This is a genomic window from Methylocella sp., from assembly GCA_037200525.1.
Classification (GTDB): domain Bacteria; phylum Pseudomonadota; class Alphaproteobacteria; order Rhizobiales; family Beijerinckiaceae; genus Methylocapsa.
In genome coordinates this window covers 2,532,912-2,557,760 of the sequence record JBBCGG010000001.1, presented here as the reverse complement: position 1 = coordinate 2,557,760, position 24,849 = coordinate 2,532,912, and the positions used below count along the sequence as shown (strand labels likewise).

Here is a 24,849-nt window from a genome sequence, read left to right as displayed (position 1 = left end):
TCATAGCCCCTCCCGCTTGGCTTCGGTGATGAACTCGTGGAACCACGTCTTAACTGTCGTGATTTGGTCCAGCGCCATCGTAAACAGCTCTTCCATCGCCTCCCGCTCGCCGCCGAAAGCGGTTTCGAGGCTCCGCGCCGCAAGCCCTCCGATGAGCATGAGCGTATTGGGTGCGGTCGATGGCAAGCTCAGCGTCGATGTAATCCGGCCATTGACGCGCGAGCTGGGCGGGTTCGGCCATCGATGGCTTCTGGTCTTTCGTTCCGTGATTGAGATTTGGCAAGCCGCTATCGGCTGCCGGAACTGTGCTGTTTGGCATCGTGGTTGCTCCACTAGATAAAATATCAAGCGGACTTGAGTTAAATACGAAAAACAATAATTGTCAATCGTAGTTGATAAATTATCTATTTCCGTGTAGATTGCGATATGATCACACCTGAACAAATCCGCGGCGCGCGTGCCATGCTCGGCATCACACAAGCCGAGCTAGCCGAGCGAGCAGGCGTTTCCACGACTGGATTAAATAACATAGAAAGAGGCGAGGCGGACCCGAAGGCATCCACCCTGAAGGCCGTGAAATCCGCGTTAGAGGCTGCAGGAGTATTGTTCGTCGAAGAAAATGGCGAGGGGCCCGGCGTCCGATTAAAGAAAAAACCTTTAGCGGTCGCGGAAATAACTGAAAAGATCGAAGCGCTGAACGAAAAGATTTCCGCCATCACCGTCGAAGGCGACCCCAGCCCTCAAATCGGTATGAACCGATTAAAGAAGGCGCTCGTGCAAAACGAGCGGACCAAGCTCAAAAACCGTCGAGCTAAGATCAAGAAGAGCGAACCGAAATAAAGGCCGACGGCGCTGACTTCAGCTCGTAAAACGACCGCGGGCTCGTCGGCTCCGCGGTCGCTATGACTTGCCGAAACGTGATCTCTTAAAGCGCTATGGAATGCACCTGCATATTACCTGATGCAGACCATCGGGGGTATGCAAACCCCATCGCCGGAGAAGTGCCTGTGGCGCCCATGGTTGAAGCCCACGCTGCGTCCCTGAAAACCGCCGTTCCCCAAGCCACGCCCACCGCCATGCATTCCATCCCCATGGCCACCTCCGCCATGGAATCCTCCAGTCCCGCCGTGACCGCCTCCATCGAGCGCCAACGCAGGGCCGCTGCAAATAGCAGCAACGCCGAGCGCCATCGCGCTCGTCAATATGCCTAATCTTTTCATGACATCTCCTCATCGCCACGGCCGCAAACTGGTGGGCGATTCATCAGGAGCAACTCTAGTTGCGCTGACAAAGTTCCGATGTCCTCTTTCACGCTCCGCGACATGCAGAGCATCGCTTTTGGAATTGCGGGCTCGAACGGCGCCTAACAGTTGCTGCAGATGCTTTTTTCTGCAGCACTATCTGCTTCATGGCTACTAGGCCCAGTATGGCTCTTACGGGAGCCCCGGGAAGCGCCGGGATGCGGAACCCGCACTTGGGTGGAGGTCAGGTCTTCCTGCCTCGACAAGCCCCTCGCGCTCGGGGTTAAAGATTGGTCCCGAGGGCCGTCGATTGAGTCTGATTGGGCGTAGGCCGACGTGCTCGCGATCATGGCCGCGGACAAAACGATTAGAAGCTTCATTGAGTGCTCGATTCCCGTGGAATTCGCCCCGCAATCATCGGATACTGGCACCAACTCGAGTCGGGCGGCTGTTCATCGAGGAGCCGCAAAAAAAAGCTCTCGTGCGCCGAGAGACCCGAAATCAAAGCAGCCGGGATTCTCACGGCTGCTTCAATATCGAGCTTCAGAATTGAGTTCAGGGCGCAACCAAGCCGTTGGCCCGGCCACCGCTGACTTTGCAAGAACACCCAGCGCCGATGTTGGCTGCGTGGAACAGCTCACAGGTCTTAACCGGCGTTGTACAATAATTGCCAAGGTCTCCGGTCGCGACGCTACGCCCCGTCTGAAGGGGCTGTGCCGGCGTCACAGAGTTTCCATATTGATAGCCGGGATAAGCGCTGTTAGGATAACCATAATCGTAGGCATAGGACGGATCGCCGTAGCCTTCATACGGATAGTCCGCAAAATCGTCATAGCCGTCCCAGCCGCCCCCTCCGAACCCGCCGAAGAACGCGTTTCTATTGAAGCGATTGCTGAAGCCGCGGTTATTGAAACCAGCCACGCTACGGCCCTGGAAGCCGGTATTCCCAAAGTTGCGCATACCGCCAACGCCACCGCCGTGGAAACCGCCCGCAGCGAAACCGCCCCCATGGAAACCACCACCGCCGAAGCCCCCGTGACCGCCCCCTCCTCCGCCCCCGTGACCGCCGACGCCACCTCCGCGCGCTAGAGCGGGGCCGCTGCAGGCTAGCGCTGCGGCAAGAGCAGTAGCCGCGAATATACTGAACTGTCTCATGATTTCTCCGTATCGCCACGGTCCTAACTGGTGGGCGACTCGTTAAGGCAACTCCGGCTGCTTGGGCAAGTTCCGCGTGCCGCCGATGCCGGGATTCGTCCCGGACACGATGCTGTGAACTGACATCTGTTTAGGGTAGGCGTAACATACACGGGGTTGTACCGCTCAAAGCCTCCCAGGACCATCCTGCGCTCTAGAGCCGAAGCGTTCTCCCCAATGTTGAACTCGAGTTACAATATGACCGACGCGCAGACGCTTGCGCAGGCGATCATCAATACAATTCCCGAGCCATTCATCGTGCTCGACGACCGGCTTCGTGTGCTGGCCGCCAGTCGCTCATTCTACCGCACATTCAAGGTTGATCCTGAGAGCACAATTGGCTGTCCGCTCTACGCGTTGGGCGAAGGCCAATGGGACATCCCGGCGCTTCGCGTTCTTCTGGAGACCATCATTTCCGAACACGCCACGATGGACGGCTTCGAGGTCGAGCATGATTTTCCCAACCTCGGATGCAGGACCATGCTGCTAAACGCTCGAAAAGTGGTCTACGACGACGGCTCAAACTCGACAATACTGCTCGCGTTCATGGATGTGACGGCTAGGCGAGCGAGTGAGCGGGAAAAGGCGGAGCTTCTAAGCCAGACCGAAGAGCTGTTGCGCCAGAAACAGGTTTTGCTCCAGGAGATGGAGCACCGCGTCGCCAACAGCCTCCAGATGATCGCGAGCATCCTGTTATTGAAAGCGCGGGCCGTCACGTCGGAGGAAACGCGGATTCACCTGCGGGACGCCCATCAGCGCGTGCTGTCGATTGCCGCAGTCCAACAGCAACTTCATGCATCCGAGGGCATCCGACAGATTGAGGTTGGATCCTACCTGTCAAAGCTCTGCGGCAGCCTAGCCTCATCGATGATCGGAGATGGCCAGTCCATCGCGATTAAAGTGGTGGCGGATGAGGGGATGATTGAATCGGCTAAGGCGGTCAGCATCGGCCTCATCGTCACAGAGCTTCTGATCAACGCGATTAAATACGCCTTCCCAATCAGCAAGGCAGACGCGCAGGTCCTCGTCACTTATGAGATCGAGGACTCAGACTGGAAATTGACCATCTCCGACAACGGCGTCGGCAGAGGCGATGGCGTCGCGGCTGGGACAGGCAGTGGGTTGGGAACGGCTATTGTCAATGCTCTCGCAAATCAACTCGATGCTCGGGCGGAAGTGATTAGCGGACCAGCCGGCATGAGCGTGTCGATCACGCGGGCAACCTTCACGTCGCGGACGTCACACGCGACCTGAAGTCAGATTGGGCGCTACTTTTCAAATCATCCGGTCGCCGTTTCCCACACGGATATCAGAAGCCCCTGCAACCGCATTCTTCGACATTTTTATCTTTGTGGCAACCCTAGCCCAGGCTTCATCAAAGGTTTGGCCGTAGCCTACAGCGAGCCGCGCATTAACTGTGAAGTCGCTTGCCTCGACGCACCAGCGCCGACCCAAACAGCTGACCGTGATCTGATGATGTCCGGCCTCGCAGCTCCTAACAAACTTTATCAGCGCGATTTCCGCATCGCTTACATCGTGCATGATTTCGGAGTTCCTCGATATTTATAACGTGACTGCGGCTAGAACGCTGATCCCGCTGCGAAGTTCAGACGGGCACGCTTTGAGCCCGATTTATCTCTCCTGGTGATCTTAGGACTCGGGGCCAACCCGCTACCATTGTAGCGGACTACCGAGTTCATGAAATCGTACGGTAATGGGAGTTGGACAGCCTACAGCCGACAATGGAGGCTCCAAGTGACCATCTGGACCGATATTCGGAAAGCGCGCGAAGCAAAGGTCGTATCGTCTTTGGACTTTTTCAAAAACGATTGTCCGCCCCGGCTTGAGCCTTTGAATTCTGCTCATAGCGTTGACATGTTCGAGACGAACAGTCGAAGGAAGTCCAGCTTCACTCGTTTTCTGAATTGGGTGACTGCCGCGACGAGCCATATGCCGAATTTATGGCTCGATTCTTTTGCGAAGCACGGATGTAGCTACCACGGTATTTGGAATCATGAGCATCATGACGAAAGCAATCCGCGTTGAATGCTTTGACCCCTCCCAGTCCCCAGGACCAGCGTCAGCAGGTGGATGGCCGGCGCGTCAAGAAAGAGCGGAGCCACCTCCTTCAGCTGACGCGGAATGCCTGTTGATGGCGTCCGCCTTTTCAGCGATCATTCCCGCCATCGACGAACTCTTTGTAAGCCTTGCGGATCTCGCGACCGATCTCTCTGAGCAAATGGATGATCTTGCGCAGCTCGCGGTAATTCGGACCGCCCTGCATCAAGGCGCCATGGACGAGACGCCCCACCATCTTTGAATCGCCGGTCTACCGTGCTCATCGGGGGCCTCAAGCAATGACGGTTGGAGCAACAGCGGCGGCTCGAGCCTCAAGTTCCGCAACGATGGCCGCCTTGTGCTGCCGAACCTTCCCCAGATCAGCCGGCGTTAGCAGCGACGCTCGAATAGCGGCTACAGAGCCATCTTCTGCGAGAGACAGCGTAATCCCGCGACCAGTTACCTCGGCGATGAAGGCCGCAGCGTTGAAGGATTGTGCCTGCTGAGCAGCGATGTTGGCCCACACGGATTGGTCCGCGTCGAGCTTTTCTTGATGCGCACGATTTGCGGCGTCTATATCGAGAATGCCGCGATAAGCAGCTTGCTGCCGCTCCGTGGGCGTGGCTGTCGCATAGCGCGCGAAGATGTCAGCAGCGGCGCTCAGCGCCCTGATCGCAAGTCGCGGGTTCAACGACTTGATCTGCTCCTTCGTCGAAAAATACTTCTGCTGGGCACGGGGATTGCCGCTGACTTCGACGCTCCACGCATTGATATATTCCCGCTCGAAGCGGGCCTGTGCCTCGGTGAGCTCCGCACGCGTAGATGCGGCGACGGGGTCAAGCTGGTTGATGAGGCCTTCGGGATTCAACATGTTCATTTCTTTTCTCCGGCGTGAGTGTTGGGTTTGCCAAAAAGGTGTTCGATGTTCGCTTCGGATTCTGCCTTCATGCGCTCAGCGCGTCTGGCGCTATAGGCGTCAATGCCGGTCAAAACCCGCTGCCATTGCTCCTCTGTGAGCTCCCGGGCGTCCTTTTGTGAGATGTCGTCAGTCATTCAATTTTTCCTATGTGCGGCCGGCGATGAAGCCGGGCCGATGGTTGCTGCGGTAAATTGGATTGTCGATTTGGGGTAAGGGCGCCTTTCGTTCGAGCCACCAGATCGGCAACGCGACCGATCGAGCGAGGCCGTCGACGGCGCCATCGCGGGCATTGGCGAGTTCTGCGGCCAGCGCCGATGCGGCGGGCAAGTCTTGGGCGATCCTCAGTCGTCCGGCGTCAAGAATTGAGGACAGCGCCGACGCCAAATTCAACGCCGGAATGCTGAATTTGAAATCGGCAGATTTGTTTTCAGTTGCACCGTCGTGAACGAGGCAAGTCAGCGGGCGTAACCCCGCCTTCTTCATGTCAACGCCAACGGGGCGACCGACAGTCGTTAAGTCCGCTAGCAACATTGGCGAGCACGGAGCATTCGGTAACGCCTCCATGATCCTAACAAGGTCATCGATCTGCTTGCCGATTGAATCATCCGCGGCGAACTGTGCGACCGCCGGGACGTTGTAGACAGGCGGAATGCGCTCATCATTCTCAATCCGCGCCACCCGTTCGATAACAGCGATAGATGTCCGGGCGCCGAAACTGACCCCGACGACAAAGCCGATGCGGCTCGTGTAAGAGGACGTAGTGATTACCAAGTTGGTAGCTCCAATCTGAGGGGTTTAACGTCGGCGCTGAACGCCGCTTCGATTGAGGCACGACGGAAAGACCGCTGCCCGCCAACGGCTTGAGTGAGCGCGCCGCTGCAGCTATTGGCATAGTCGTCATGTTGAGACGGCGGATGGTCGATGCTGTCACGGCCGCCGCGTGCGGTCCGACGTTCCAAGTTGCATAGCTCGGCAATCAAAACCGGATGATCAAGCAATCGAGCCTTGCCGGAATTCAGCAAAGGTAGCAGCTCGCGATATAGGTCCGATTTCGGTTTCGCAGATTGCTCGCAAACAATGCCGTGGCGCATGAAGGCCTCAGTCACGAATTCCGAGCCCCATCGGTCAGCCGTAACCCGGCGAATGCCATATCGCTTCAGCGTTTCGGCGAAGTCAGCGACGACGCTTTCGGGCGAAAAAATTGGTTTTACGCCTCTGATGCAGTCAAGGACGGCAACTTCGCCCTCGGCGTGCGCTACCGCCATCGCCATGCTGTCCGATCCAGAGCCGCCCGCGGCGTCGACAAATCCAACGTACCCGATGGAATGTTGAGGTCCGATTTCGTGGCAATCTGGCTCGATGCAAGAGTCGATAATGTCTCGAGATACGAATGCTTCTAGGTCGGTGCGGAACGCCGCGCCATATTCCGCCGCTGCCGAGGCGGCATCGCGCTCAAACTCCGCGTCAATGAAGCTTTGCGGGACGGACGGATTCATCACGCGTGTCGCAGCCTGCCAAAACAGGTTCCGCGGGTCATCCTTGCCGTAATATTTACGGTGGGCGTCCCAGAGCAATCCGCGCCGGCTGTACGGCGAAGAAGCAATAACCATCATAGCGTCGTCGCCAAACGTTGCCATTGAGGCGCGAATGGCGGTGAAGACTTCGAAATCCGGGCTGGCCGAGCCTTCAGAGCGCCAGAACGCGACCTCATCGAGCAGGGCGCAGCAAACCGAACGCCCTCGGGTCGTGCGATACGAGCAGGTCACCACTTCAACGATGACATTGCCACGGAGCTCGATCGAATCCGCCGTCTCAGATTCGACGTGTTGCGACAGGATCGGAGACGATAGGATGCCGGAGATATAGCGCCTCAGGATCTTGGCTTGCTCTCTATCGGCAGCGACCAACAGCACGACCGCACGCTCGCCTGGCGACAGGCTGCTCATCCAGTCCTTAAACACGGCGATGTAGACGGCCATGACGGCCATGGCGAACGTCTTTCCGCCGCGCCGGCCAATGGCTAGCCACAGAAAGCCGAATGCGGCTGACGGAAGCTCAGCGCGGCCCGTACACTGCCGAAAAAGGCCCGCGCCCTCACTATCTAGCGGCAAACCGAAGAGAGCCGCCAGGAGGGTGCGCCAGGGCCGCCACGACTCGGGGTCACGAATGGCGGACCCGAGCAAGCGCTCGTCGTCAATGGCTTCGAGGATGTTCATGTCGTAGGTTCTTTCGTGTGATAGTTCGAACGGACCGGACGCGATCGACGCCCGGCCCGCGCGTGCCGACTTGCGACGCTTGCTCTTCCCATGTTACCCCGCCCGCCTTTGTGGAGCGCCGCCGTGTTGCCCTGCCCGTCGACCTGGGACCAAGGTGGATGGCTGGCGGGTAGCTGATGCAGTTAGGCGCGGGTCGGATATTTCGATGCGATGTAGGCCTTGAGGTCCGGCGTTACGTCCTTAGCGACGCGCTGGAGGCCTATGCTTTCGAGGATGCGGCGGAGGTTGCCCGAAAGCCGATTGTACAAGTCGTAATCGACGTCCTTGCCCTCAGACATGCTGGCCTCAAGTTGCTCCAGCGTAACTTCGATGGTCGCGGCCCTCCGACATAGGCTCAGCATGGCCTCAGAGGCCCCCTCCGCGCCCCCGATGTCGCTGATATGCAGTTCGGTCACATCCCGCTGCCTACGAGCCCAAGCAGTTCTGCCGTCGCCTCCTACGGCGAAGGCGCGATTGCCGTTGGACCGCGCCGACTTAACCGTCTGCGAATTCGGGGTTTGCGGCGGTGGTGGTGCGATAGTGGCTACCGTCTTGCCAGCGACTGCTTTGCTAGTTTGGTTGCTATCGTCCATCGCACTACTTTCGGTTGAAATTGACGACTATCTCGACGCCGACGCGACACGGTCAGTCGATGACGCGCAACATGGTTAGATTAGTTATTGTATTTATTCGTATTACTTGAACACAAAAAACGGATTAAGATTCCGCTAGTCATAACGAAAGGCCGAGTTTTCGACGACGCCGAACCCTCTACGTTTGCAGGTCGCTAGCGACCATGCGCGAGGCCTTCATCAGGATTGGGGGCCAGCCGAAAAAAGAGCCCGAGGATTTGTTTGTATATCGGCTCAAATCGAGCACTTCCCCGGCATCCCAAGGAGGTCTGGCGTTGATTACGCTATGTTCGGACAGCTCGGATGGATCAACGGCTTCGGTTTCGGTCGATGATACCCGGTGATACCCGGTGATACCCTAAATAATTAGGGTGTCACCTATATAAGCTATTGATATATTTATATAATTATTATTTGGTGACAGGGTGACAGGCAAAATCACAAATATCTAAAATAAACGACCGTTTTGTTCTGGACTCGAAAATGGGTGTCACCCTGTCACCTGCCCCATAATCCATTGTAACTAAATACTATTTAGCCGTCTTGGGGTATCACCTCTGCCCATCACCGGCGTCCTTTTGCCACAAATTCCAGAGGCAGCGCTCCTTACCGGGCAACTTCCTCTTGCTTCCATACTTTGAGTGACGGCTATCAAATCCTGCATCACCTAAGACCTCGCCTAGTTTTCCAATGGGTGTTGGCTTGGGTCCGATAGGCGACTTAATGGTTCTTTGCCAGTCGGTGTAAGCGTTTGATAGGTCCCTGAAAGGGTGCTCTTCTCCCTCAATCCACGGCTTCCAGTTGCCTGTTGATATGTCTTTAAGGCCGATCAGCTGTTCGGTGTGGCAGCATGCTTCAATCCACTTTAGCGTCATAAGGGTTTACGCTCTGGATAATCATGTCTTGTCTGGCATCATTGTCCCGCTTGATGTCTCGGCTCGGTACGAACTCGGAGACATCGAGCATCAATAGATAATATGCGAAGGCCTCTCTGCCGCCATGATTGATTTCGCGCATTAGCTCGGCGAAATAATCCGCATCACCGATGCGATGCTCGGAGCAGTTGATTACCCAGTATCGCTGGTCCCACTCCTCGATGTGGGCGGCGTTCTCGTGGTTGCTCGCAAGCCACAAGTTGACGCCGATTGGGCACTGGACGATTGGCAAGCCTTTCGTTTCGATCCCGATCTGGGTACACGTCGAGAGGCTTTTGATCTGATCCGCCGCTTGTTTGTCGCCGCTGAAAAGAACCTCATCCAAGAAGATAAAAGACGTCCCACGCAAGGCATCATTAAAGCGTCCAAGAATCTGGTCGGTGTCCGCCGCGGTGAATCCTGACTGGCCATATATCTTCGCCATCAGCTCGCCCAGCAGAATGCCTTTCCCTGCCTGCTGTTTAGCGGTCTTTAAAACCGGGATTATCCGCGAGGGCTTTCCGATGTTCTGAATCTGCCACGCGAGTAGCTTCAACATCGCATCGGACGCGTTTATGTCACCGGCGCAAATAACCTCAATGACGTGGTCGAGGATGAGTTGGCAGGGCCCGGCTTTCGGCTTGACACCAAGCCCTCTGAATAAGTTCAACGTATCCGGCGGGAGAGGCTCGCTCGTGAAGGCAATGTGCTTGTAGACGTGGCGCTCAGCGTGTCCCGTCCAATATGAGTAGGCAGCGCTGTAAACGTCACGATCGTCCTTCCTTCCAGTGACGACAACTTCGCACGCTAACCGACGCTTTAAATCGCTATCCTGGATCGGAAGAAAATCACTCCGGCTGATGTAAATGCTTGCCCCGCCGGGTGCCTGCAGAAGAGCAAATCTCGCATTAAGGGCCGCCATGTCGGTAAGGATTTTTTGCGCTCCATTAACGCAAACAAATTCCCTAGTCGGAGTGTCGACGTCTTTGAATCTATTCGGATCAAGGGGAGCGTTCATGCATCTCCCCGTTCTTCAATTCGGAGATGCGTTGAATCGCGAGATCCACGGACGCTACGTGAACAGTCAAGAATTTAATCTGACGGCGGAGGCCGGCGCCGTCGTTGATGGCCGCGAATGTTCTAAGTAGACTAATCTGATGTTCGGCATGGTTTAGGCGATCGAAGAGGCGATCGATAAGGTCGTCGACGGTATCCGTCGTATCTTTCGGCATTGGAAAAGCGTGAATTGCAGCGCTCATCGGACGACGCCTCCGAGCAGAATTGTTGCTTGCAAAATCGCGATGAAAGCCATATATTCGCAGCTGTTCAAGGCATGCAAAAATGCAATGAATCGGGGACGCAGCCGGGCTAACGGCGCATCTTGAAAAAACTTCTTCACCTTTAATAACTCCATCTCGATGGCAATCGCGGTTTCCCTGGCAGGAGACCGCTTTTTGCTATTAGTGTCGGTGCTACGTTGTGAATTTGCGCGGCGGCGGATTAGATTTTTAAGACGCGCCCTTGACGCCGACGCTGGCGATGACCTGTTTGGCTGCGTATTCTGCGGCGACACGTTTATCGAAGCGTACGAGCGGGCCGCATCGCCAGCAGCCCGGCAGCACATCGGCCAACAGGCGCACACGGGACGGCGACGTATTGAAGAAACGTGCCGCGTCGGTTTCGTCACCGAACCTGTGATGTGAGGCGGCTTTTCTGGATAGTTCAACGATGGTCATCGGCGCCCTCCACAGGCTGCGGTCAGAATTTCGATTTGCTGTTCGTAGAGTGTCATCGCGTCACTGCTGTCGTCGGTCAGCAACTCAGGGTCTGGTGCGTCTGGTCTGATTTCCATTCCGGCCTCGCGAAGCGCCGCGAGCCCCGCGAGGGCAATCATCTCGTCGGCGTCGGCATCAAGGGCTCGTTCGTCCACGCATAACCGCCGCACGAAACTCAACCCGGATTTGCCAACGACATTTTTGATGATTGCCTCAGCTCGGTCCACCGGGTCCCGCAGCCTTTTCAGCTTACAGTGACCGCTCCGTGCCAATTGTTCGGCGCGGCGCGCCGTTGCTGCCGCTTTGTCAATCAGCGGTCTGTGGTCCAGCGCCACGTATGTGTCGCTCTGCCCCTTCACGCCGATAATTTTGCCCTTGTCATTCGAGAGCCAAACTACGGATGGTCTATGCGCGACCTTCAGTCCGCACTGAATGAAATTCGAAGCAATGATTGGCGAAGGCGCGCCGATTGCAGCGGACCAAACCCGGACCAGCTCTCCAAAATTGCAGCCGACGACCCATAGATGTATCGGCGCCTGATGCTTCCGAACGATGCAGCCCAACGGCGATTCCGCTAACCTATCGGTGTTTCCTCTGCGATGGGGCTGCGCTAGCACCCGCGCCATCGGCGCGACCTCAGCGGCCCGCTTTTCCCGCTCAGCAACAGTTGGCTTCACGAGCCGCCCGTTGGCGTACCGGGCGAGCCCTTTCTTGCGCGGACGGCCTCGTCGTTTTTTTCCTTGACGGCGCGGGCCGTTGGTCGTATCCAGCATCAGTGCCTCGGGTGGAAGAGGAACGGGGTTGGTCGGGGCAAATCAACTCCCCTCATATGTTATTTTAGCATAGTACTGGTCACGCTCGCGCTTATTAGAGCCCAGACTCAGCTTAAAATATTGAAATTATTGCATAATATATCTTTTGTATCGGTCCAATTTCGCGAAGCAAAAGACCGAAAAATCGCATATTTTTATGAGCGAATCGCAGCTGTACGATCTGGTACATGGATTGCGGCTACGCTCCGCAGCAGAGTCAGTTTCATTTCTCGCTAGCGACGGTCATTCGCCATCGCCGTTCTGAGGGGCGCCCCCGGCCGCTTCACGCTGTGCAATTTCTAACAGGAGCGTGGATCGCCTGGCGCAGAGTTGCCGCCCCATTTTGAAGATGGACTTAAGCTGTCCGGTCGACGCGATATAATAAACCCTTCGCGCAGGCCACCCCGTGAAGGCGCTGATGTCAGCGACACCGTTGAGCATATCTTCGGCCAGCGGCGACGGGGCAATCGCGGTGACGCCACGCGTTGGACGTTCGTTTATTAAAGCCATTGTCATTCCTTCGAAAAACATAGTAATAGTTATATGTAACGGAATGATCATAAGGTCAATAGAACTTTTGCTAGGGTTTCGTTACAAAATGTTAATCAGGAGACCCAAATGGCCGACACCGCGCCAAGCAGCGACGCGCGAACGTTCACCTACAGAGAAATTGTCGATGCGCTGGCGTTTATTCATGAAGTTAGCGAACAGGATGCTGCGACGTTTGACGCAAGAATTCGCCATTTCCAGAAGCTAGGGATAGCGCCGGCGTCACCGGGAAAAGGCAAGCGAATTCCGTACGGTTTAGCAGATGTCAGCCAGTTGGCGTTCAGTCTTGAGTTGGGCGAGTTTGGGGTCGCTCCGGAAATTATCAAGATGATCATCGACGTGCGGGGACGGTCAGTGGTCGAGGCTTGGAAATTGTCGCTTGCGGCCGCGCCATCAAATGATCTCGCGGTGCCGGATCGGCAGGTTGCGCGAGATCCCGGCAACGACATGATTTTCTGGTTTACCCCGAGTCTTCTAATTCGACGACTAGCTCGCGAAGGGTTTCGGGAGGACCTGATTCGCTGGTCTGGAATTGAGAAGGCGGCCGCGATCAGTGTTTCCTTTCTTATCGCCCCAATTGGGATGGTGGACCCCGTTGTTCGCCGCGAGTCATACTCAAAAGGCGAACGTACGCCGATGAAAAAATCTCCGCAGTTCTCCAGACGGCTCTTGACGATCAATGTGAGCGAGCTTTGTCACGCAGTCGAAGCGGCGTTGAGATGGGATAGATAACCCAGCCACATGTCGCATTTCATGTCGCGCGGAGCAGCCGCGACAAAATGAAAGTCTTTGAAAATCAATGATATCGTGTTGCGGTGCTTGCGACATGAAAAGCACGCAGGAGGGATGGCACAATCCGAAAAAGCGCAATAAAATCAATTTGGTGGGGGAGGTAGGACTCGAACCTACGAAGGCTTAGCCAGCGGATTTACAGTCCGCCCCCTTTGCCACTCGGGACACTCCCCCAAAGCCCGTCGTCGGGACATTCGTGCACGCGCTTATGCGAACGAGGCCCCTCTGTGTCAACCCCAATCTGAAATCACGCTCCGAGGCCGACAATAGTCCGGTTGCGCGGAACGCATCGCCGTGACAGGAACAATATCGGCATTCGAAGACTCTATCAGCCAAGATATCCATTGATGCGCGACTCGAGAAAAGGATCTGCCGGTAAGTCCGCCGCGCCAGCGCGCCAAAAGCCGCCGCGCGTCGCCGATTCGAAATGGATGTCGGGGGCCGAAGCAAAGAACCGACGCGGCGAGCCCCAGAAAAACGCTGCGACGCCGAGCCGCCGGGACGCCGCGCCAGATGCGGCGCCGGGCTTCCGGAAGCCTTCGGGCGAACTCGTCGCGCTGTTTGGCTTTCATGCCGTTCGCGAGGCGTTGCGCGCCAAGCGCCGACAGCTTCTCGATGTTTTTGCGACGAAAGCCGCGGCGGAGCGGCTCGGCGCGGAGTTTGAGGGCGCCGGTCTCACCCCTCATATCGTCGGGGCCGAGGATCTTTCGCGCCGTCTCGGGCCCAACGCAGTCCACCAGGGCGTCATGCTCGAAGCCCGACCTCTCGAGCCGATCGATATTTCCGAAATTACATCGCGCAGCGGCGTCGTTCTCGTCCTCGATCAGATCACCGATCCGCATAATGTTGGAGCGATCCTGCGGACGGCCGCCGCTTTCGGCGTCGACGCCTTGGTAATGACCGAACGCCACTCGCCGGAATTGACCGGCGTTCTGGCGAAGGCGGCGTCCGGCGGACTCGAGCATGTCGCCATCATCAACGTGGTCAACCTCGCCAGAGCGCTCGAAAAACTGGGCGACATGGGCTATTTGCGCGTCGGGCTCGACTCGGAAGGCGAGTCAACGCTGGCGGATACGGCTTTGACCCGCCCGGTCGCGCTCGTCCTCGGCGGCGAAGGCAAAGGCATGCGGCGCCTCACGCGGGAGAACTGCGATTGCGTAGCGCGGCTCGATATGCCGGGCGCCATCAAAAGCCTGAATGTCTCCAACGCCTGCGCCGTAGCGCTGACCCTGGCGCATATGCGGCTGGCGGGTTGATCCCTTATGTTGAATTCAGTCGGCCGAATGAGGCGGCAGACTCGTGATCTTCTCGGCGCAATCCGAGCTAGTCGGGTCCAAGAGCGGTCCGCGCCAACGGCCGTAGCTCCACGGTCGCAGCCAATGTGAGCCCGCAGGCAGATTCGGCGGCACTGGATCGAATCCGGCCGTGCCGTAAGGATGGCAGCGGCAGAGCCGGGCGAGGCCCATGAATCCCCCTGCCCAAAGCCCATGCCGCACGATCGCCTCGTCCATATAAGACGAGCAGGTCGGCAAATGACGGCACTGCGAACCGACAAGCGATGAGAATGTGAGTTGATAAATCCGTATGGCGCCACGCGCCGCCAGTCGGACGATGTAAAAATGCCTTTTCATCTCAGCTCAGCAGTCGCGATGTGCGAAGATCAGCGAGTGTTGCAGAAATACACTGGTAGCAATACCGACCGGGCCTCATACTACCCTCTCAATCCTCCGACTCAAGATCCAGGTGCGCCCGTGTCCATTGTGAAATGCTTGGCTCTCGCCGGCCTCTTCTCCACAGCGACGTCCATGGCGTTCGCAGCAGACCTCGCGCCGCCAACCCAGCCGGCGCCGCCGGAATCGGGCTGGACCCTCACCGTTGGCGTCGGTCCCGAAGTGCAGACCGCGTTCCCGGGGGCGAAGGCCGTCAGCGTCTGGCCGACGGGTAACTTCGCCTACCGCCGCCCGGGCGAACCGCTTCCGTTCAGTTCTCCCGACGATGGCTTCGGCATCGCCCTTCTCGACTTTGGGTGGATCAAGGCTGGCCCCGTCGGACGCGTCATACCAGAGCGGGGATTGAGCAACGGCAATGGCGCCTTCTTCGGCCTGCCAAATGTGGGCTGGACGATTGAGCTCGGCGGCTTCGTCGAGCTTTGGGCGAATGAGCATCTCCGAGCCCGCGGCGAAGTGCGCCAGGGCGTTAATGGCAATAACGGCCTCGACGCCAACATCGAGCTGGACGCGATCGAGAGGATCAACGCATTCACCTTGGCGTTTGGGCCGCGGCTCGCCTTCGGCGACACTCAATATATGAACGCTTATTTCTCGGTCACCCCAGCGCAAGCCTTCGCCAATGGACGGGTGACGCCTTTCCAAGCGAACGGCGGCTTGACGTCGGTCGGCTTTCTGGGATCCGTCAAATACGACTTCAACCCAACCTGGAGCGCGACTGCCTTTGGCGGTTATAATCGCCTCGTCAGCAGCGCCGCGGCGAGCCCTATCCCAAACAATCTGGGTTCGCTCAACGAATTCACCGCCGGGGTCGTCGTCTCTTATTCCTTCAACTTCACTCCGCCCTTTTCTTTCTAGGTCGGACTGGATCAAGCCAGCCTGATCTAGCCGATCTTGGGCGGTCCGGGGTCATTCCGCCGCCTCTCGCGTCGCGGCCTCAATCTGGTTGACGCAATCGAGCGTCGCCTCAAAAGTGAGCAAGGTAGAGGCGTGCCGCGACTTGAAGTCGCGGACCGGCTCCAGCACGGCGATCTCCGCCCATTTACCCGCCGGAGGAGCGCCGTTTTCCTTGAGCATGGCGCGTACTTGATCGCGCAACGCGCGTAATTCTGGAGCGGTTGAACCAATTACGTGTCGCGCCATGATCGAGGCGGCCGCCTGACCAAGAGCGCAGGCGTTCACATCATGCGCGAAATCAACCACTTTTCCGTTATCCATCAAAAGATCGACAATAACAGTTGAACCGCAAAGCTTCGAATGGGCTTTCGCTGTAGCGCTCGGCGCGGAAAGACGCCCCTGGCGCGGAATATTCCCCGCTAAATCGAGGATTTGACGATTATATACGTCTGTCAGCATCGCTCAGCCCAGGATAAAGCTGCGGGTGACGGCCCGCTCAAGACATCCTATATAGGAAGGCAGGGTTTGGCGACGAGATCTAACGCATTTCCAAGCAATCCTCTCCGGGCAAACGTCCGTCCGGCGCGTTTGCTCGCGGAAACAAGCCAGGGACGATCATTCAAACTTTTGGAGGCGCCACATGGATGCCGTGGTTAAGTCCTTAGTCGAACGTCAGCAGCCACAACCCGAAGCCTCTCCGCTCTCCCGGCCAACGCGCGAGGAAGCGGAGGCAGCCGTGCGCGTGCTGTTGCGATGGACGGGGGACGACCCATCGCGCGAGGGCCTGCGCGATACTCCAAAGCGCCTCGTCAAGGCTTATGAGGAATTGTTTTCGGGCTATCGGGAGGACGCCACCTCGGTCTTGGCGCGCGTCTTCGAAGATGTGCAAGGCTACGATGACATTATTCTTGTGCGCGATATCCCGTTTTTCTCGCATTGCGAGCATCATGTCGTGCCCTTTTACGGGGTCGCCCATATTGCTTATTACCCATCCGAGGACGGCGTGGTGGGACTCTCTAAGCTAGCCCGATTAGTCGATGTTTTTTCCAAGCGCTTGCAGACCCAGGAGGCGCTGACGGCTCAAATCATCGGTGCAATCGACCTCCATCTCCGTCCGCGCGGTTGCGCCGTGATGATCGAAGCCACGCATATGTGCATGTCGATGCGCGGCGTGCGCAAACAGGGCGCGCAGACGATCACGACGCAATTCACCGGCGTATTTCGTGACGACCCTGCGGAGCAAGTGCGCTTTCTGACTATGCTGCGCGGCAGCAGGTGAGCCTTTAAGCAAACCGGCGTTTTGGCCTCATCCGCAGCGTCGATATTCCGGCGCAAAGACGATGGGAGGATAAATCCCGCCATGAAGACCGCAGCATCCGATGCGCCCGGCGTCCTTGCGGGACACAGCCTGAAACATCAGCTGGAAGAGGGAGCCGCCTTTACGCCGCGCTTCGATGCAGATGGATTGATCGTCTGCGTCACGCAAGCGGCGGACGATCGCCAGATCCTCATGGTCGCTTATATGAACGCCGAGGCCTTGCGTCTAACGATTGAGACCGGCGAGGCGCATTATTGGTCGCGCTCGCGACAAAGCCTGTGGCGCAAAGGCGACACGTCCGGGCAAGTTCAGAAAGTGACGGAGATCAGGACCGATTGCGATCAGGATGCTCTGCTGTTGATGGTGGCCGCTCAAGGCGACGGCGGCGCTTGTCACACTGGTCGGCGGTCCTGCTTCTACCGGAAAATCACGTCGATCGGAGGCGGAGTCGCGCTTGTCTTCGGCTAGCGCATGATGCCAAAAAGTTGCGAATTTCTAAAAAATAACAAAGATTCAGGCAAAGGGAGCGCATGATCAATAAGAAATGATGAAGGGAGAAGCTCGTTGAAAAAGGTCTATCTCGCCTACGCGCTTTTACTCATCGTTGTGATCATATTGGTTGTGATCATATTGCTCATTGCGGCGCTTACGCCTGCTGGCGCCTCCGTCTCTGCGCCTTTTCGGGACATCATTTAGAGCTCGCTTTGACAAGCGAGATGATCGCAGATGGCGCGATCTGCGTTCAGAGCGAAACCTTATAATTTCCTGGCTACGCTCGCCTTCTTGGCCGGATCATGTTTTCCTTGAACCCCAGCTCCTTTCAACAATTGTCAACTCTGAAAGAGGGATAATTGGCGATAACCGGAGTATTTATGTTCAAAGCTCCACATTCACTGTTCGCCGCACCTGATACGCTTATTCGCGCTGCACTCGCGAGGACCAAGGACTTGGACAAAACGCCCCCGGCTTCGAGAAATCAGGCGAATGCCCAGGTTGACGGCCGCGAAGCTCAAGCCGCGCCCGCTCAGGCGTCGGCCCGACCTCGCTCGCAACCAAAAATCGGCATCGCGCTTGGCGCGGGCGCGGCGCGAGGCTGGTCCCATATTGGCGTCTTGCTTGAGCTTGGCGCGAACGGCATCCATCCGGAGGTTGTCGCCGGCACTTCAATCGGGGCGGTGGTGGGCGGCTGCTATGCCGCCGATCAGTTCGAGGCCATTGAAATGTTTGCGCGAGGCCTCACTAAAAAAAGCGTGTTCAGCTTGATGGATGTATCTTTTTCGGGCGTTGGCATTTTGAGCGGCGGACGATTGAAGCGCCGGCTCGCTCAAGCGCTCGGCGGCCAGCGGCTTGAAGAGTTCAGCAAGGGCTTTGGCGCTGTCGCGACGGAAGTTGGCACCGGCCATGAGATCTGGCTGACAAGGGGCGATGCCGTGCAAGCTATTTGCGCCTCTTACGCCCTGCCCGGAATTTTTGAGCCGGTGCGCATCAATGGACGTTGGCTATTCGACGGCGCGCTCGTCAACCCCGTGCCGGTCACCGTCTGCCGCGCGCTCGGAGCCGAAATCGTCCTCGCGGTCAATCTGATCGGCGATGCCGCGTTTCGCGGCACGGTCATCAATGATCGTCTCTCGCTCGAGCCTACGCTCGAGGCCCTCAGCTCCGGGACCGCAGAGCCGAATTCACGGCGCAAAGGAAGATTTTTTGGCGGCATAAGCGATCAGCGCCGGCATTTTGGAAAACGCGAAGACGGCGCTCCAGGCATCGGGAGCGCCATGATGGACGCATTTAATATCGCTCAGGGCCGGATTTCGCGCTCTCGCCTTGCGGGCGACCCGCCTGACCTGATCATCAACGCGCGCGTCAGCAGAGTTGGCATTTTCGATTTTCATCGCGCCGACGAACTCATCGAGATCGGACGCGAGGCGACCCGCCGCATGATGTCCGAAATCGGCGAGTTGATCGCCTTAACCCCAACAAGCGAAGACGCCCGCTAAAGCATGATCGCCGCTGTGGGAGCGATCATGCCTCGAGTCCCTTTATACGCCGACGCAACGATCTTATCCGCAGGCTCCAACCAGCTCAAGCCGTCGCAATATATTCCCGCATCGCCTGATGCTGCTGCTCCATCTCGGCGAGCCGATACTTAACCAAATCGCCGATCGATACCAAGCCGACAAGCCGCCCTTCGCTGACCACCGGCAAGTGGCGGAAGCGCTGATTGGTCATTTTCTCCATTGCCGCGCTGACGCATTCGCCTTCGGTGGTGGTCGTGACCTTTGCGGTCATATGCTTTGAAACAACATCGTCCAACGCGCTGGCGCCAGCCTTGCCGAGGGCCCGAACGATATCGCGTTCGGACAGAATGCCGAGGACGGCGCCTTGGGAATCGCTCACCACGAGCGCGCCTATGTTGTGAGCCGCCAGGAGCGCCAGAGCTTCGCTCAATGTCCGATGCGCCTGGGTGGTGCTCACGTGACGCCCTTTGGTCGCCAGAATGCGAGCAATTGTCATTTTTTCCTCCTATTCAACTTTTTGGTCTCTTTGATTTTGGCGCTTTCGAGGCGCAACGACCTATCATGAGAATGGCCCTCTTCGGGGACCTGCGCAACAGCGCTTTTTCCCTTTTTTCGCCGCGAACCGCTCTGGGTTCGCGAGGTCGATTAATCCGGCGAGGATTCTGGGGATTAAAGAGGTCCGACCGGCGCTTTTTTCACAGATTCCGTTTCCGGCGTCAGAACCGCGGGGCAGCTATAGCTGCAGCGTGAACGTTTTCGGAAACGGGCGCGAAGCGGCCGGTAGCCTCGTCGAGCGCCAGAAGCTTTCCTTCCAGAATGCCGAAATAGGCGCCGTGCAGATGCAGCATGCCGCGCTTCTCGAGCGTGGCGATAGAAGGAAAGGTGCGCAGATTTGCGAGACCTTGAATGATTGAAGCCAGCGCCAGACGTTCGGAATATTCATCGAGAGGCAGCGTCGCCGGGCCGACTTTGGCTGCCGCCGGCGCGATCAAGCTGATCCACTTGCCGATGAAATCGCCAGCCGAGAGCGGCTTCTGGTAAGGGTCCAAATCGCTCTCCGCGTAGGCGCGAACGCCGCCGCAGCGCGCATGCCCGAGGAGCACGATGTGCTCAACGCGCAATCCCAACACAGCATATTCGAGAGCCGCCGAAGTGCCGTGCAGATCATCATTTGGCGCATAGGGCGGAACCAGATTGGCGACGTTGCGGACGACAAAAATCTCGCCCGGGCCGGCGTCGAAAATCACTTCCGGCGACACCCGGGAATCGCAGCATCCAATCAGCAAAATGCGAGGGTTCTGCCCGGCCTTGGCCAAATGTTGGAAGCGATCATGCTCTCGCGCAAACCTGCCCTCAAGAAAGGCCTCATAGCCGGAGACGAGCCGCTCCGGCAGCAATTGGCGGCCACTCGACGCCTCAGCCTTTGGCGTCATCGGTTCAGACATTGATGCAACTCATGCTTGGCGGAAAGATGCGCTCCGGCTAACCGGGGATGTCCCGATTGAGCGCTGTGCGTCGGCAAGACCCGTAGACGGAATATCCGCTCCGCCTGACAAGCTCTTTTAATGCTATAGAGAGATCTAATGCTATAGAGAGATCGAAATCCAGGCAAGGCGGCCGAAAATTGGCCTGTCTCAATCCTCAAATCGGCCCAGAACGCTTTTGCCTTTTTGCTTGTCAGCCGCCCGCGTTTTCGACGCCCTCGGGCTTTGCGGGCGCAAGCGGCTGTTCTGCGTCCTGCCATCCTTCGATCCCGTCTGGATACCAATAGACATTTTGATAGCCGAACTTGATCGCGCGCTTGGCCGCGTTCCAGCTTCCCCAGCAGTTCGGGTGGCAATAAAATACGATCGGATGCGCCGCATCATCGCCCGCCAACCTGGCTAGGCGCCCGAGAAAGAAGGCGCTCAGGCCATCGGCAAGCTCTCCGGCTCCGGCGCCCGGAATCCAGACGCTGCCCGCGATGTTTCGATGTGGCGCTGGCGTCCATACCGCATCAGGCGCAAGATTGGCGGGCCGGCTCGGAGCCTCCGAAACATCGACCAAGGCGACGCCCCCGCCCTTCAAAATACCGATCAATTCAGTGGTGTGGACGACGCGGCCGCCGGTGAGAGCCGCCGGCGTTGCGCCATGCATGGCCCCGGTCCAAAAACCCTGCGGCTCCGGCGTCTGCGCCAATGCCGCGCCGCTCACGCCGATCAGCGCGGCCAGCATCAAAACATGCGGAAATCGCATCTCAGCTTCCCGGTTGGTTGAGATCGAAACTCTGCTCAAAGACGACATCATCGCTGTCTTTCGCCGTGACCGCCAACGTCCCTTTCTTTTGCGGCTTCACAAGGAATGTAATCGCCGGATCGGTCGATAAGGAAATATCGCTGTCGATGTCCCATACCTTCTCGCCATTATAGGTGGCCGTTATGGTCTTCAAAAAGCGCGCCGGCGTATAGCCTCGCGTCGTCAGATCCATTTGCATGCCGTTGAAATTTGGATGGCGAATCAGCAGTTGCGCCTCGACGGAGGCGTCTTGGTTAAGCGTCTTCGCTATGCGAAACTTCATTTGTCCGACGTCGCTCAGAGCCTGCTCGTCATAGGCTCCGGCCGGAGCCGAGCAGCCGCCCGACGCTTTCACAAACCGAGCGGTTTCGTAAAGATCGCCGTCGTTGGTTTCTTCGATCGCGTGCATGATTGTGTATTGATTGACCCGAACCCGAAGCTTCAGCATCTGCGGGTCGCCCGCTGGTCCAAACTTGACGTGGGCCGCCATAGGGGCCGGATTATCGTCGATCACCAGATAGACGCCGCGCACATCTTTGGGGTTGGCGACCGTGATCGTCACCGGCACCAGCGCTGCATCTTCGGCGCGATTGGGAGCGTCCAATATGATCTTGTCGGCGCCATCGCGCACCTGCCTATCGCCGAAGAGGTCATGCCGCAAACCCTCCCAGCGGGAGGCGCGCGCCGCCGCGTCGTCATCCGCGCGAGCCGCGAGGGGCAGGAACAGCGCGCCGATCAGAGTCAGTCGCAGCCAGTGATTCATGAACCTTCCTCCCAGGACGTCCCGCGCATCATTGCCATTCCAGCTCTTTATAGGCCTCAATGACATTGCGGCTGTTATAATCATCGAAAAGCGTCCAATTGCCAGCTTCGGATTGGCCGACGGTTTTGGCGGCGGCTTCAATATCGACGCCATCTGCGACGGCCCGCCGGGTTTCTTGCAACAATGCGGTCAAATAGCGATCGATGTCGTCGGCGCCGGCCGGCCAAGCGACTGAAACCGGCCCGTGGCCCGGCACGGCGCGCGACGCGTCAATCTGTTTCAGGCGCGCCAGTTCCTTCAACCAACCCTGCAATGAACCATCCAGCGAGGGCGCGCGCTTGACAAAAACCAAGTCCGCCGGCAACAGCGTGCCAGTCTTTTTATCGAACAAGCTTAAATCGTTGGTGGTATGGGCCGCGCCATGAGCATGGGCGCTTATGACGCGATCGCCAAGATAGATCTCGACCGCATCGCGCACCTCCATTGTGGGCTGCACCAAGGCTCCGGCTCGCTCCGCTCCCATTAGGTCAGCGAGGACGCCGCGGTAAAATTCGCCGCGCTGCAACATTGCTTCCTTGAGACGGCGATGCCCGACAAAAATCGGGGCGTCCTGCAGAAACGCGCCTGCGCCGAAAATGTGATCGGGATGAATATGGGTCATCACCACATATTTGATGGGCGCTTGCGTCTTTTGCCGGATCGTGGCTCTCAAATTTTCGCCATCGGTCAGGCTTCCGCCCGGGTCGGTGACAAGGACGCCATCGCGGCCAATGATGAAGCCGATATTTGCTATTGCGTCTTCATTTGACGCGGTCGCATCTTGATCGAAGCCGCGGCGTATGTGGATGCCTTCGGCGACTTCTTCCGTCGCAAACGGGCCATCCGCAGCAAACGCCCGCATCGGAAACGCCGGCAAACAGCAGAGGCAAAAACCGCCGAGCGCCAGACGGCGCCTGGTCAATAATTCCCGACCGCTCATGAGCATACGCCTGGGGCAACGCTTGGCTCGCGCTTCTCAAGATCATCGATCCAGCCAATTCCCAAAGCGAATCTCCCCGATGCTCTGAAACGCCGCACGTTTTTCCGCAGTTAACGCGAGACCCCTCCACCCGTAAAGGATCGCACGCCAGAACCTGTCGCCGCCTCACTGCGGAATGACCGGCGGCGCGTAGGTGAGCGTGCCGGCGAACGCCCAGAGCATAAAAAGCACGATCGGCAGGTGAAACGCCAATTGCAAAGCCGTGAAGCCGACGATTTCTCTGGCTTTGATCCCCAGCACGCCAAGCAGCGGCAGCATGAAAAAGGGATTGATCAGATTGGGCAGCGCCTCAGCGGAATTGTAGACCTGAACAGCCCAGCCAAGATGAACTTTCAGCTCCTTTGCCGTCTGCATGACATATGGCGCCTCCAGCACCCATTTGCCGCCGCCGGACGGAATAAAGAAGCCTAGCGCCGCGGAATAGAGCCCCATGACGACCGGAAAGCTTTCCTTGGTATTGACGCTGGCGAAAAATTCCGCGAGCCGCAGCGCGAGCGAATTTCCCGCAAATCCGACAGCGCCCGTCAGGATCGCCGCAACGCCGCCGTAGAGGGGAAACTGCATCAATATCCCAACCGTTGCGGGCGCCGCCTTCGCCGCCGCGTTGAGGAAGCTTCTCGGACGCCAATGCAGCAACAGGCCAAACATCAATAGCGCGAAGTTATAGGTGTTGAGGTTGGAAATCGCCAAAATCGGATCTTTGCCGGCAAATTCCTCCACTAGCCAGCCGGCTCCGAGAGCGAACAGCAGAAGGGTTAGGATCGGACTATATTCCAGCCATTCGCCGGGGCGCTCGCGCGGCGGAAGCGGCTCCAGCTTGGTCTTGACGTCGACTCCCATCATCGCGGCGGTCATCGCGTGCGATTCCGACGGGGCTGACCAGAATGCGATCGCCGTCGAAACAATCATCAAAACTGCGAGCATAATCCCTGATTGCCAAAGAAAGATGGTCTGCGTGAAGGGGATTACGCCTGTAATTTGAAGAAGCGGCTTTGGCATCGCGCTGGCGTTCGCCTGCAATTGCGCGGCCGAAGAGCTAAGGCCCAAGGCCCAGGTGCAGCCCAGGCCGAGATAGGCGGCGGCTCCCGCGGCGCGATAATCCATCTTGAGCTCTGTCCGCTGTGCGGTTGCGCGCGCGAGCAGACCGCCAAAGATCAGGCTGAGCGCCCAATTGATGAGTGACAAAAACATGGTCATGACGGCGATGAAGGCTATCGCGCTGCGTCCGCCGGACGGCAGCGCGGCAATCTTATCGATCAGGCGCGCCATCGGCAGCGAACTTGCTATGATGTAGCCGCTTACGACTACCATCACCTGCTGCAGGGTGAATGGAATGAGGCTCCAGAAGCCGTCGCCAAAAGATTTTGCGACGAGTTGAAAAGACGCCCCGTTCAGCATCGCCGCCGTAGCGACGACCACGACGGCGATTGCCGCAAAGACGAATGCGTCCGGAAACCAACGTTGCGACCAGGCAGCGAAGCGAAGCGCAATTCGAGCGAGAAGTTTCTCGTCATCCTGCGGTGCCGTTTCGGTTATCTCGCCGACCTTCATTTTTTCCCCCGCCTAAGAACGATTCTGCGATGCGCCGAAGGCGAGAACGGGATGCAGCGCCGCCGCGCTTGTCAAAATGGCGGCTTGCGGAAGCAAGATCGAACCCCGATGCGCGTAGTTTCAT

At 57.8% G+C, this 24,849-nt stretch carries 31 protein-coding genes and 1 tRNA gene; 10 read left to right on the top strand and 22 right to left on the bottom strand.

Annotated elements, in window-relative coordinates; genetic code table 11:
- Complete coding sequence (locus WDN46_12535) at nucleotides 1–186, bottom strand: hypothetical protein (GenBank protein MEJ0094223.1); 186 nt, start codon at nucleotides 184–186, stop codon at nucleotides 1–3.
- A 240-nt stretch (nucleotides 187–426) separates the two neighbouring features.
- On the opposite strand from WDN46_12535, the gene WDN46_12530 reads away from it, so the two are divergent.
- On the top strand, nucleotides 427–840 hold the full coding sequence (locus WDN46_12530) for a helix-turn-helix domain-containing protein (protein MEJ0094222.1): 414 nt from the start codon (nucleotides 427–429) through the stop codon (nucleotides 838–840).
- A gap of 956 nt (nucleotides 841–1,796) precedes the next feature.
- On the opposite strand, the gene WDN46_12525 is transcribed toward WDN46_12530, so the two are convergent.
- Entirely contained in the window at nucleotides 1,797–2,396 is a 600-nt protein-coding gene (locus WDN46_12525; protein MEJ0094221.1) for a hypothetical protein, read from the bottom strand.
- A gap of 237 nt (nucleotides 2,397–2,633) precedes the next feature.
- Here WDN46_12525 and WDN46_12520 point away from each other — a divergent pair, with 237 nt between their 5' ends.
- Complete coding sequence (locus WDN46_12520; protein ID MEJ0094220.1) at nucleotides 2,634–3,689, top strand: histidine kinase dimerization/phosphoacceptor domain -containing protein; 1,056 nt, start codon at nucleotides 2,634–2,636, stop codon at nucleotides 3,687–3,689.
- A 21-nt stretch (nucleotides 3,690–3,710) separates the two neighbouring features.
- Here the strand turns inward: WDN46_12520 and WDN46_12515 are convergent, their stop codons facing one another.
- Nucleotides 3,711–3,977: a hypothetical protein gene (locus WDN46_12515; GenBank protein ID MEJ0094219.1), complete on the bottom strand. Its 267-nt coding sequence runs from the start codon at nucleotides 3,975–3,977 to the stop codon at nucleotides 3,711–3,713.
- Between the two features lie 610 nt (nucleotides 3,978–4,587).
- On the opposite strand from WDN46_12515, the gene WDN46_12510 reads away from it, so the two are divergent.
- A complete protein-coding gene (locus tag WDN46_12510) occupies nucleotides 4,588–4,755 on the top strand; it encodes a hypothetical protein (GenBank protein MEJ0094218.1) in 168 nt (55 codons plus the stop codon).
- 30 nt (nucleotides 4,756–4,785) lie between these two features.
- Here the strand turns inward: WDN46_12510 and WDN46_12505 are convergent, their stop codons facing one another.
- The 10 genes from WDN46_12505 to WDN46_12460 form a co-directional block, all read right to left on the bottom strand.
- Entirely contained in the window at nucleotides 4,786–5,370 is a 585-nt protein-coding gene (locus WDN46_12505) for a hypothetical protein (protein ID MEJ0094217.1), read from the bottom strand.
- Nucleotides 5,367–5,546: a hypothetical protein gene (locus WDN46_12500; GenBank protein MEJ0094216.1), complete on the bottom strand. Its 180-nt coding sequence runs from the start codon at nucleotides 5,544–5,546 to the stop codon at nucleotides 5,367–5,369. The genes WDN46_12505 and WDN46_12500 overlap by 4 nt, the downstream gene beginning before the upstream one ends.
- Before the next feature lie 10 nt (nucleotides 5,547–5,556).
- The gene (locus WDN46_12495; protein ID MEJ0094215.1) at nucleotides 5,557–6,183 is read right to left on the bottom strand and encodes a hypothetical protein; all 627 of its coding nucleotides are present in this window, start codon (nucleotides 6,181–6,183) and stop codon (nucleotides 5,557–5,559) included.
- Nucleotides 6,177–7,628 carry a hypothetical protein gene (locus WDN46_12490; GenBank protein MEJ0094214.1) on the bottom strand — a complete coding sequence of 484 codons (1,452 nt, stop codon included), beginning with the start codon at nucleotides 7,626–7,628 and terminating at the stop codon, nucleotides 6,177–6,179. Before WDN46_12490 ends, WDN46_12495 begins: the two co-directional genes overlap by 7 nt.
- A gap of 182 nt (nucleotides 7,629–7,810) precedes the next feature.
- Nucleotides 7,811–8,260, bottom strand: a complete 450-nt coding sequence (locus tag WDN46_12485) for a hypothetical protein (protein ID MEJ0094213.1) — start codon at nucleotides 8,258–8,260, stop codon at nucleotides 7,811–7,813.
- Between the two features lie 894 nt (nucleotides 8,261–9,154).
- Nucleotides 9,155–10,231: a primase-helicase family protein gene (locus WDN46_12480; protein ID MEJ0094212.1), complete on the bottom strand. Its 1,077-nt coding sequence runs from the start codon at nucleotides 10,229–10,231 to the stop codon at nucleotides 9,155–9,157.
- Complete coding sequence (locus WDN46_12475) at nucleotides 10,215–10,472, bottom strand: hypothetical protein (GenBank protein MEJ0094211.1); 258 nt, start codon at nucleotides 10,470–10,472, stop codon at nucleotides 10,215–10,217. The genes WDN46_12480 and WDN46_12475 overlap by 17 nt, the downstream gene beginning before the upstream one ends.
- A gap of 249 nt (nucleotides 10,473–10,721) precedes the next feature.
- A complete protein-coding gene (locus WDN46_12470; protein ID MEJ0094210.1) occupies nucleotides 10,722–10,949 on the bottom strand; it encodes a hypothetical protein in 228 nt (75 codons plus the stop codon).
- Entirely contained in the window at nucleotides 10,946–11,323 is a 378-nt protein-coding gene (locus tag WDN46_12465; protein ID MEJ0094209.1) for a hypothetical protein, read from the bottom strand. The genes WDN46_12470 and WDN46_12465 overlap by 4 nt, the downstream gene beginning before the upstream one ends.
- A gap of 720 nt (nucleotides 11,324–12,043) precedes the next feature.
- Nucleotides 12,044–12,361: a hypothetical protein gene (locus WDN46_12460; GenBank protein ID MEJ0094208.1), complete on the bottom strand. Its 318-nt coding sequence runs from the start codon at nucleotides 12,359–12,361 to the stop codon at nucleotides 12,044–12,046.
- Between the two features lie 57 nt (nucleotides 12,362–12,418).
- On the opposite strand from WDN46_12460, the gene WDN46_12455 reads away from it, so the two are divergent.
- On the top strand, nucleotides 12,419–13,081 hold the full coding sequence (locus WDN46_12455; GenBank protein MEJ0094207.1) for a hypothetical protein: 663 nt from the start codon (nucleotides 12,419–12,421) through the stop codon (nucleotides 13,079–13,081).
- A gap of 149 nt (nucleotides 13,082–13,230) precedes the next feature.
- Here the strand turns inward: WDN46_12455 and WDN46_12450 are convergent.
- A tRNA-Tyr gene (locus WDN46_12450) sits at nucleotides 13,231–13,315 on the bottom strand.
- A 173-nt stretch (nucleotides 13,316–13,488) separates the two neighbouring features.
- Between WDN46_12450 and rlmB the strand changes: the two genes are divergently transcribed.
- The gene (rlmB, locus tag WDN46_12445; GenBank protein MEJ0094206.1) at nucleotides 13,489–14,397 is read left to right on the top strand and encodes a 23S rRNA (guanosine(2251)-2'-O)-methyltransferase RlmB; all 909 of its coding nucleotides are present in this window, start codon (nucleotides 13,489–13,491) and stop codon (nucleotides 14,395–14,397) included.
- Between the two features lie 15 nt (nucleotides 14,398–14,412).
- Here the strand turns inward: rlmB and yidD are convergent, their stop codons facing one another.
- Nucleotides 14,413–14,772, bottom strand: a complete 360-nt coding sequence (gene yidD, locus WDN46_12440) for a membrane protein insertion efficiency factor YidD (GenBank protein ID MEJ0094205.1) — start codon at nucleotides 14,770–14,772, stop codon at nucleotides 14,413–14,415.
- 174 nt (nucleotides 14,773–14,946) lie between these two features.
- On the opposite strand from yidD, the gene WDN46_12435 reads away from it, so the two are divergent.
- Entirely contained in the window at nucleotides 14,947–15,726 is a 780-nt protein-coding gene (locus WDN46_12435; protein MEJ0094204.1) for a MipA/OmpV family protein, read from the top strand.
- 51 nt (nucleotides 15,727–15,777) lie between these two features.
- Here the strand turns inward: WDN46_12435 and WDN46_12430 are convergent, their stop codons facing one another.
- Nucleotides 15,778–16,224 carry an iron-sulfur cluster assembly scaffold protein gene (locus WDN46_12430; protein MEJ0094203.1) on the bottom strand — a complete coding sequence of 149 codons (447 nt, stop codon included), beginning with the start codon at nucleotides 16,222–16,224 and terminating at the stop codon, nucleotides 15,778–15,780.
- Between the two features lie 181 nt (nucleotides 16,225–16,405).
- Here WDN46_12430 and folE point away from each other — a divergent pair, with 181 nt between their 5' ends.
- The 4 genes from folE to WDN46_12410 all read left to right on the top strand — a co-directional run bounded on the left by folE (nucleotide 16,406) and on the right by WDN46_12410 (nucleotide 19,077).
- Complete coding sequence (gene folE, locus WDN46_12425; GenBank protein ID MEJ0094202.1) at nucleotides 16,406–17,044, top strand: GTP cyclohydrolase I FolE; 639 nt, start codon at nucleotides 16,406–16,408, stop codon at nucleotides 17,042–17,044.
- Between the two features lie 81 nt (nucleotides 17,045–17,125).
- Nucleotides 17,126–17,551 (top strand): phosphoribosyl-AMP cyclohydrolase, encoded by a 426-nt coding sequence (gene hisI, locus WDN46_12420; GenBank protein ID MEJ0094201.1) that lies wholly within the window; start codon nucleotides 17,126–17,128, stop codon nucleotides 17,549–17,551.
- Between the two features lie 96 nt (nucleotides 17,552–17,647).
- Nucleotides 17,648–17,779, top strand: a complete 132-nt coding sequence (locus tag WDN46_12415; protein ID MEJ0094200.1) for a hypothetical protein — start codon at nucleotides 17,648–17,650, stop codon at nucleotides 17,777–17,779.
- 251 nt (nucleotides 17,780–18,030) lie between these two features.
- Nucleotides 18,031–19,077: a patatin-like phospholipase family protein gene (locus WDN46_12410; GenBank protein MEJ0094199.1), complete on the top strand. Its 1,047-nt coding sequence runs from the start codon at nucleotides 18,031–18,033 to the stop codon at nucleotides 19,075–19,077.
- A gap of 85 nt (nucleotides 19,078–19,162) precedes the next feature.
- Here the strand turns inward: WDN46_12410 and WDN46_12405 are convergent, their stop codons facing one another.
- From WDN46_12405 to WDN46_12380, 6 genes are all read right to left on the bottom strand, one after another.
- A complete protein-coding gene (locus WDN46_12405; GenBank protein ID MEJ0094198.1) occupies nucleotides 19,163–19,594 on the bottom strand; it encodes a CBS domain-containing protein in 432 nt (143 codons plus the stop codon).
- 220 nt (nucleotides 19,595–19,814) lie between these two features.
- Nucleotides 19,815–20,543 carry a carbonic anhydrase gene (locus tag WDN46_12400; GenBank protein MEJ0094197.1) on the bottom strand — a complete coding sequence of 243 codons (729 nt, stop codon included), beginning with the start codon at nucleotides 20,541–20,543 and terminating at the stop codon, nucleotides 19,815–19,817.
- Between the two features lie 232 nt (nucleotides 20,544–20,775).
- Nucleotides 20,776–21,333 carry a rhodanese-like domain-containing protein gene (locus tag WDN46_12395; GenBank protein ID MEJ0094196.1) on the bottom strand — a complete coding sequence of 186 codons (558 nt, stop codon included), beginning with the start codon at nucleotides 21,331–21,333 and terminating at the stop codon, nucleotides 20,776–20,778.
- 1 nt (nucleotide 21,334) lies between these two features.
- Entirely contained in the window at nucleotides 21,335–22,135 is an 801-nt protein-coding gene (locus tag WDN46_12390) for a quinoprotein dehydrogenase-associated SoxYZ-like carrier (protein MEJ0094195.1), read from the bottom strand.
- A gap of 28 nt (nucleotides 22,136–22,163) precedes the next feature.
- Complete coding sequence (locus WDN46_12385) at nucleotides 22,164–23,036, bottom strand: quinoprotein relay system zinc metallohydrolase 2 (protein ID MEJ0094194.1); 873 nt, start codon at nucleotides 23,034–23,036, stop codon at nucleotides 22,164–22,166.
- 243 nt (nucleotides 23,037–23,279) lie between these two features.
- Nucleotides 23,280–24,725: a TIGR00366 family protein gene (locus tag WDN46_12380; GenBank protein ID MEJ0094193.1), complete on the bottom strand. Its 1,446-nt coding sequence runs from the start codon at nucleotides 24,723–24,725 to the stop codon at nucleotides 23,280–23,282.
- Between the last annotated feature and the right edge of the window lie 124 nt (nucleotides 24,726–24,849).

Coding starts and splice junctions, on each gene's coding strand:
- rlmB (MEJ0094206.1), top strand. CDS start 13,489: ATGCGCGACTCGAGAAAAGGATCTGCCGGTAAGTCCGCCGCGCCAGCG.
- WDN46_12500 (MEJ0094216.1), bottom strand. CDS start 5,546: ATGACTGACGACATCTCACAAAAGGACGCCCGGGAGCTCACAGAGGAG.
- WDN46_12430 (MEJ0094203.1), bottom strand. CDS start 16,224: ATGCTGACAGACGTATATAATCGTCAAATCCTCGATTTAGCGGGGAAT.
- WDN46_12390 (MEJ0094195.1), bottom strand. CDS start 22,135: ATGAATCACTGGCTGCGACTGACTCTGATCGGCGCGCTGTTCCTGCCC.
- WDN46_12460 (MEJ0094208.1), bottom strand. CDS start 12,361: ATGATCATTCCGTTACATATAACTATTACTATGTTTTTCGAAGGAATG.
- hisI (MEJ0094201.1), top strand. CDS start 17,126: ATGAAGACCGCAGCATCCGATGCGCCCGGCGTCCTTGCGGGACACAGC.
- WDN46_12490 (MEJ0094214.1), bottom strand. CDS start 7,628: ATGAACATCCTCGAAGCCATTGACGACGAGCGCTTGCTCGGGTCCGCC.
- WDN46_12435 (MEJ0094204.1), top strand. CDS start 14,947: ATGGCGTTCGCAGCAGACCTCGCGCCGCCAACCCAGCCGGCGCCGCCG.
- WDN46_12520 (MEJ0094220.1), top strand. CDS start 2,634: ATGACCGACGCGCAGACGCTTGCGCAGGCGATCATCAATACAATTCCC.
- WDN46_12505 (MEJ0094217.1), bottom strand. CDS start 5,370: ATGAACATGTTGAATCCCGAAGGCCTCATCAACCAGCTTGACCCCGTC.
- WDN46_12515 (MEJ0094219.1), bottom strand. CDS start 3,977: ATGCACGATGTAAGCGATGCGGAAATCGCGCTGATAAAGTTTGTTAGG.
- WDN46_12525 (MEJ0094221.1), bottom strand. CDS start 2,396: ATGAGACAGTTCAGTATATTCGCGGCTACTGCTCTTGCCGCAGCGCTA.
- WDN46_12405 (MEJ0094198.1), bottom strand. CDS start 19,594: ATGACAATTGCTCGCATTCTGGCGACCAAAGGGCGTCACGTGAGCACC.
- WDN46_12485 (MEJ0094213.1), bottom strand. CDS start 8,260: ATGGACGATAGCAACCAAACTAGCAAAGCAGTCGCTGGCAAGACGGTA.
- WDN46_12530 (MEJ0094222.1), top strand. CDS start 427: ATGATCACACCTGAACAAATCCGCGGCGCGCGTGCCATGCTCGGCATC.
- WDN46_12510 (MEJ0094218.1), top strand. CDS start 4,588: ATGGCGTCCGCCTTTTCAGCGATCATTCCCGCCATCGACGAACTCTTT.
- WDN46_12380 (MEJ0094193.1), bottom strand. CDS start 24,725: ATGAAGGTCGGCGAGATAACCGAAACGGCACCGCAGGATGACGAGAAA.
- WDN46_12400 (MEJ0094197.1), bottom strand. CDS start 20,543: ATGTCTGAACCGATGACGCCAAAGGCTGAGGCGTCGAGTGGCCGCCAA.
- WDN46_12385 (MEJ0094194.1), bottom strand. CDS start 23,036: ATGCGGGCGTTTGCTGCGGATGGCCCGTTTGCGACGGAAGAAGTCGCC.
- WDN46_12475 (MEJ0094211.1), bottom strand. CDS start 10,472: ATGAGCGCTGCAATTCACGCTTTTCCAATGCCGAAAGATACGACGGAT.
- WDN46_12470 (MEJ0094210.1), bottom strand. CDS start 10,949: ATGACCATCGTTGAACTATCCAGAAAAGCCGCCTCACATCACAGGTTC.
- folE (MEJ0094202.1), top strand. CDS start 16,406: ATGGATGCCGTGGTTAAGTCCTTAGTCGAACGTCAGCAGCCACAACCC.
- WDN46_12455 (MEJ0094207.1), top strand. CDS start 12,419: ATGGCCGACACCGCGCCAAGCAGCGACGCGCGAACGTTCACCTACAGA.
- WDN46_12395 (MEJ0094196.1), bottom strand. CDS start 21,333: ATGCGATTTCCGCATGTTTTGATGCTGGCCGCGCTGATCGGCGTGAGC.
- yidD (MEJ0094205.1), bottom strand. CDS start 14,772: ATGAAAAGGCATTTTTACATCGTCCGACTGGCGGCGCGTGGCGCCATA.
- WDN46_12480 (MEJ0094212.1), bottom strand. CDS start 10,231: ATGAACGCTCCCCTTGATCCGAATAGATTCAAAGACGTCGACACTCCG.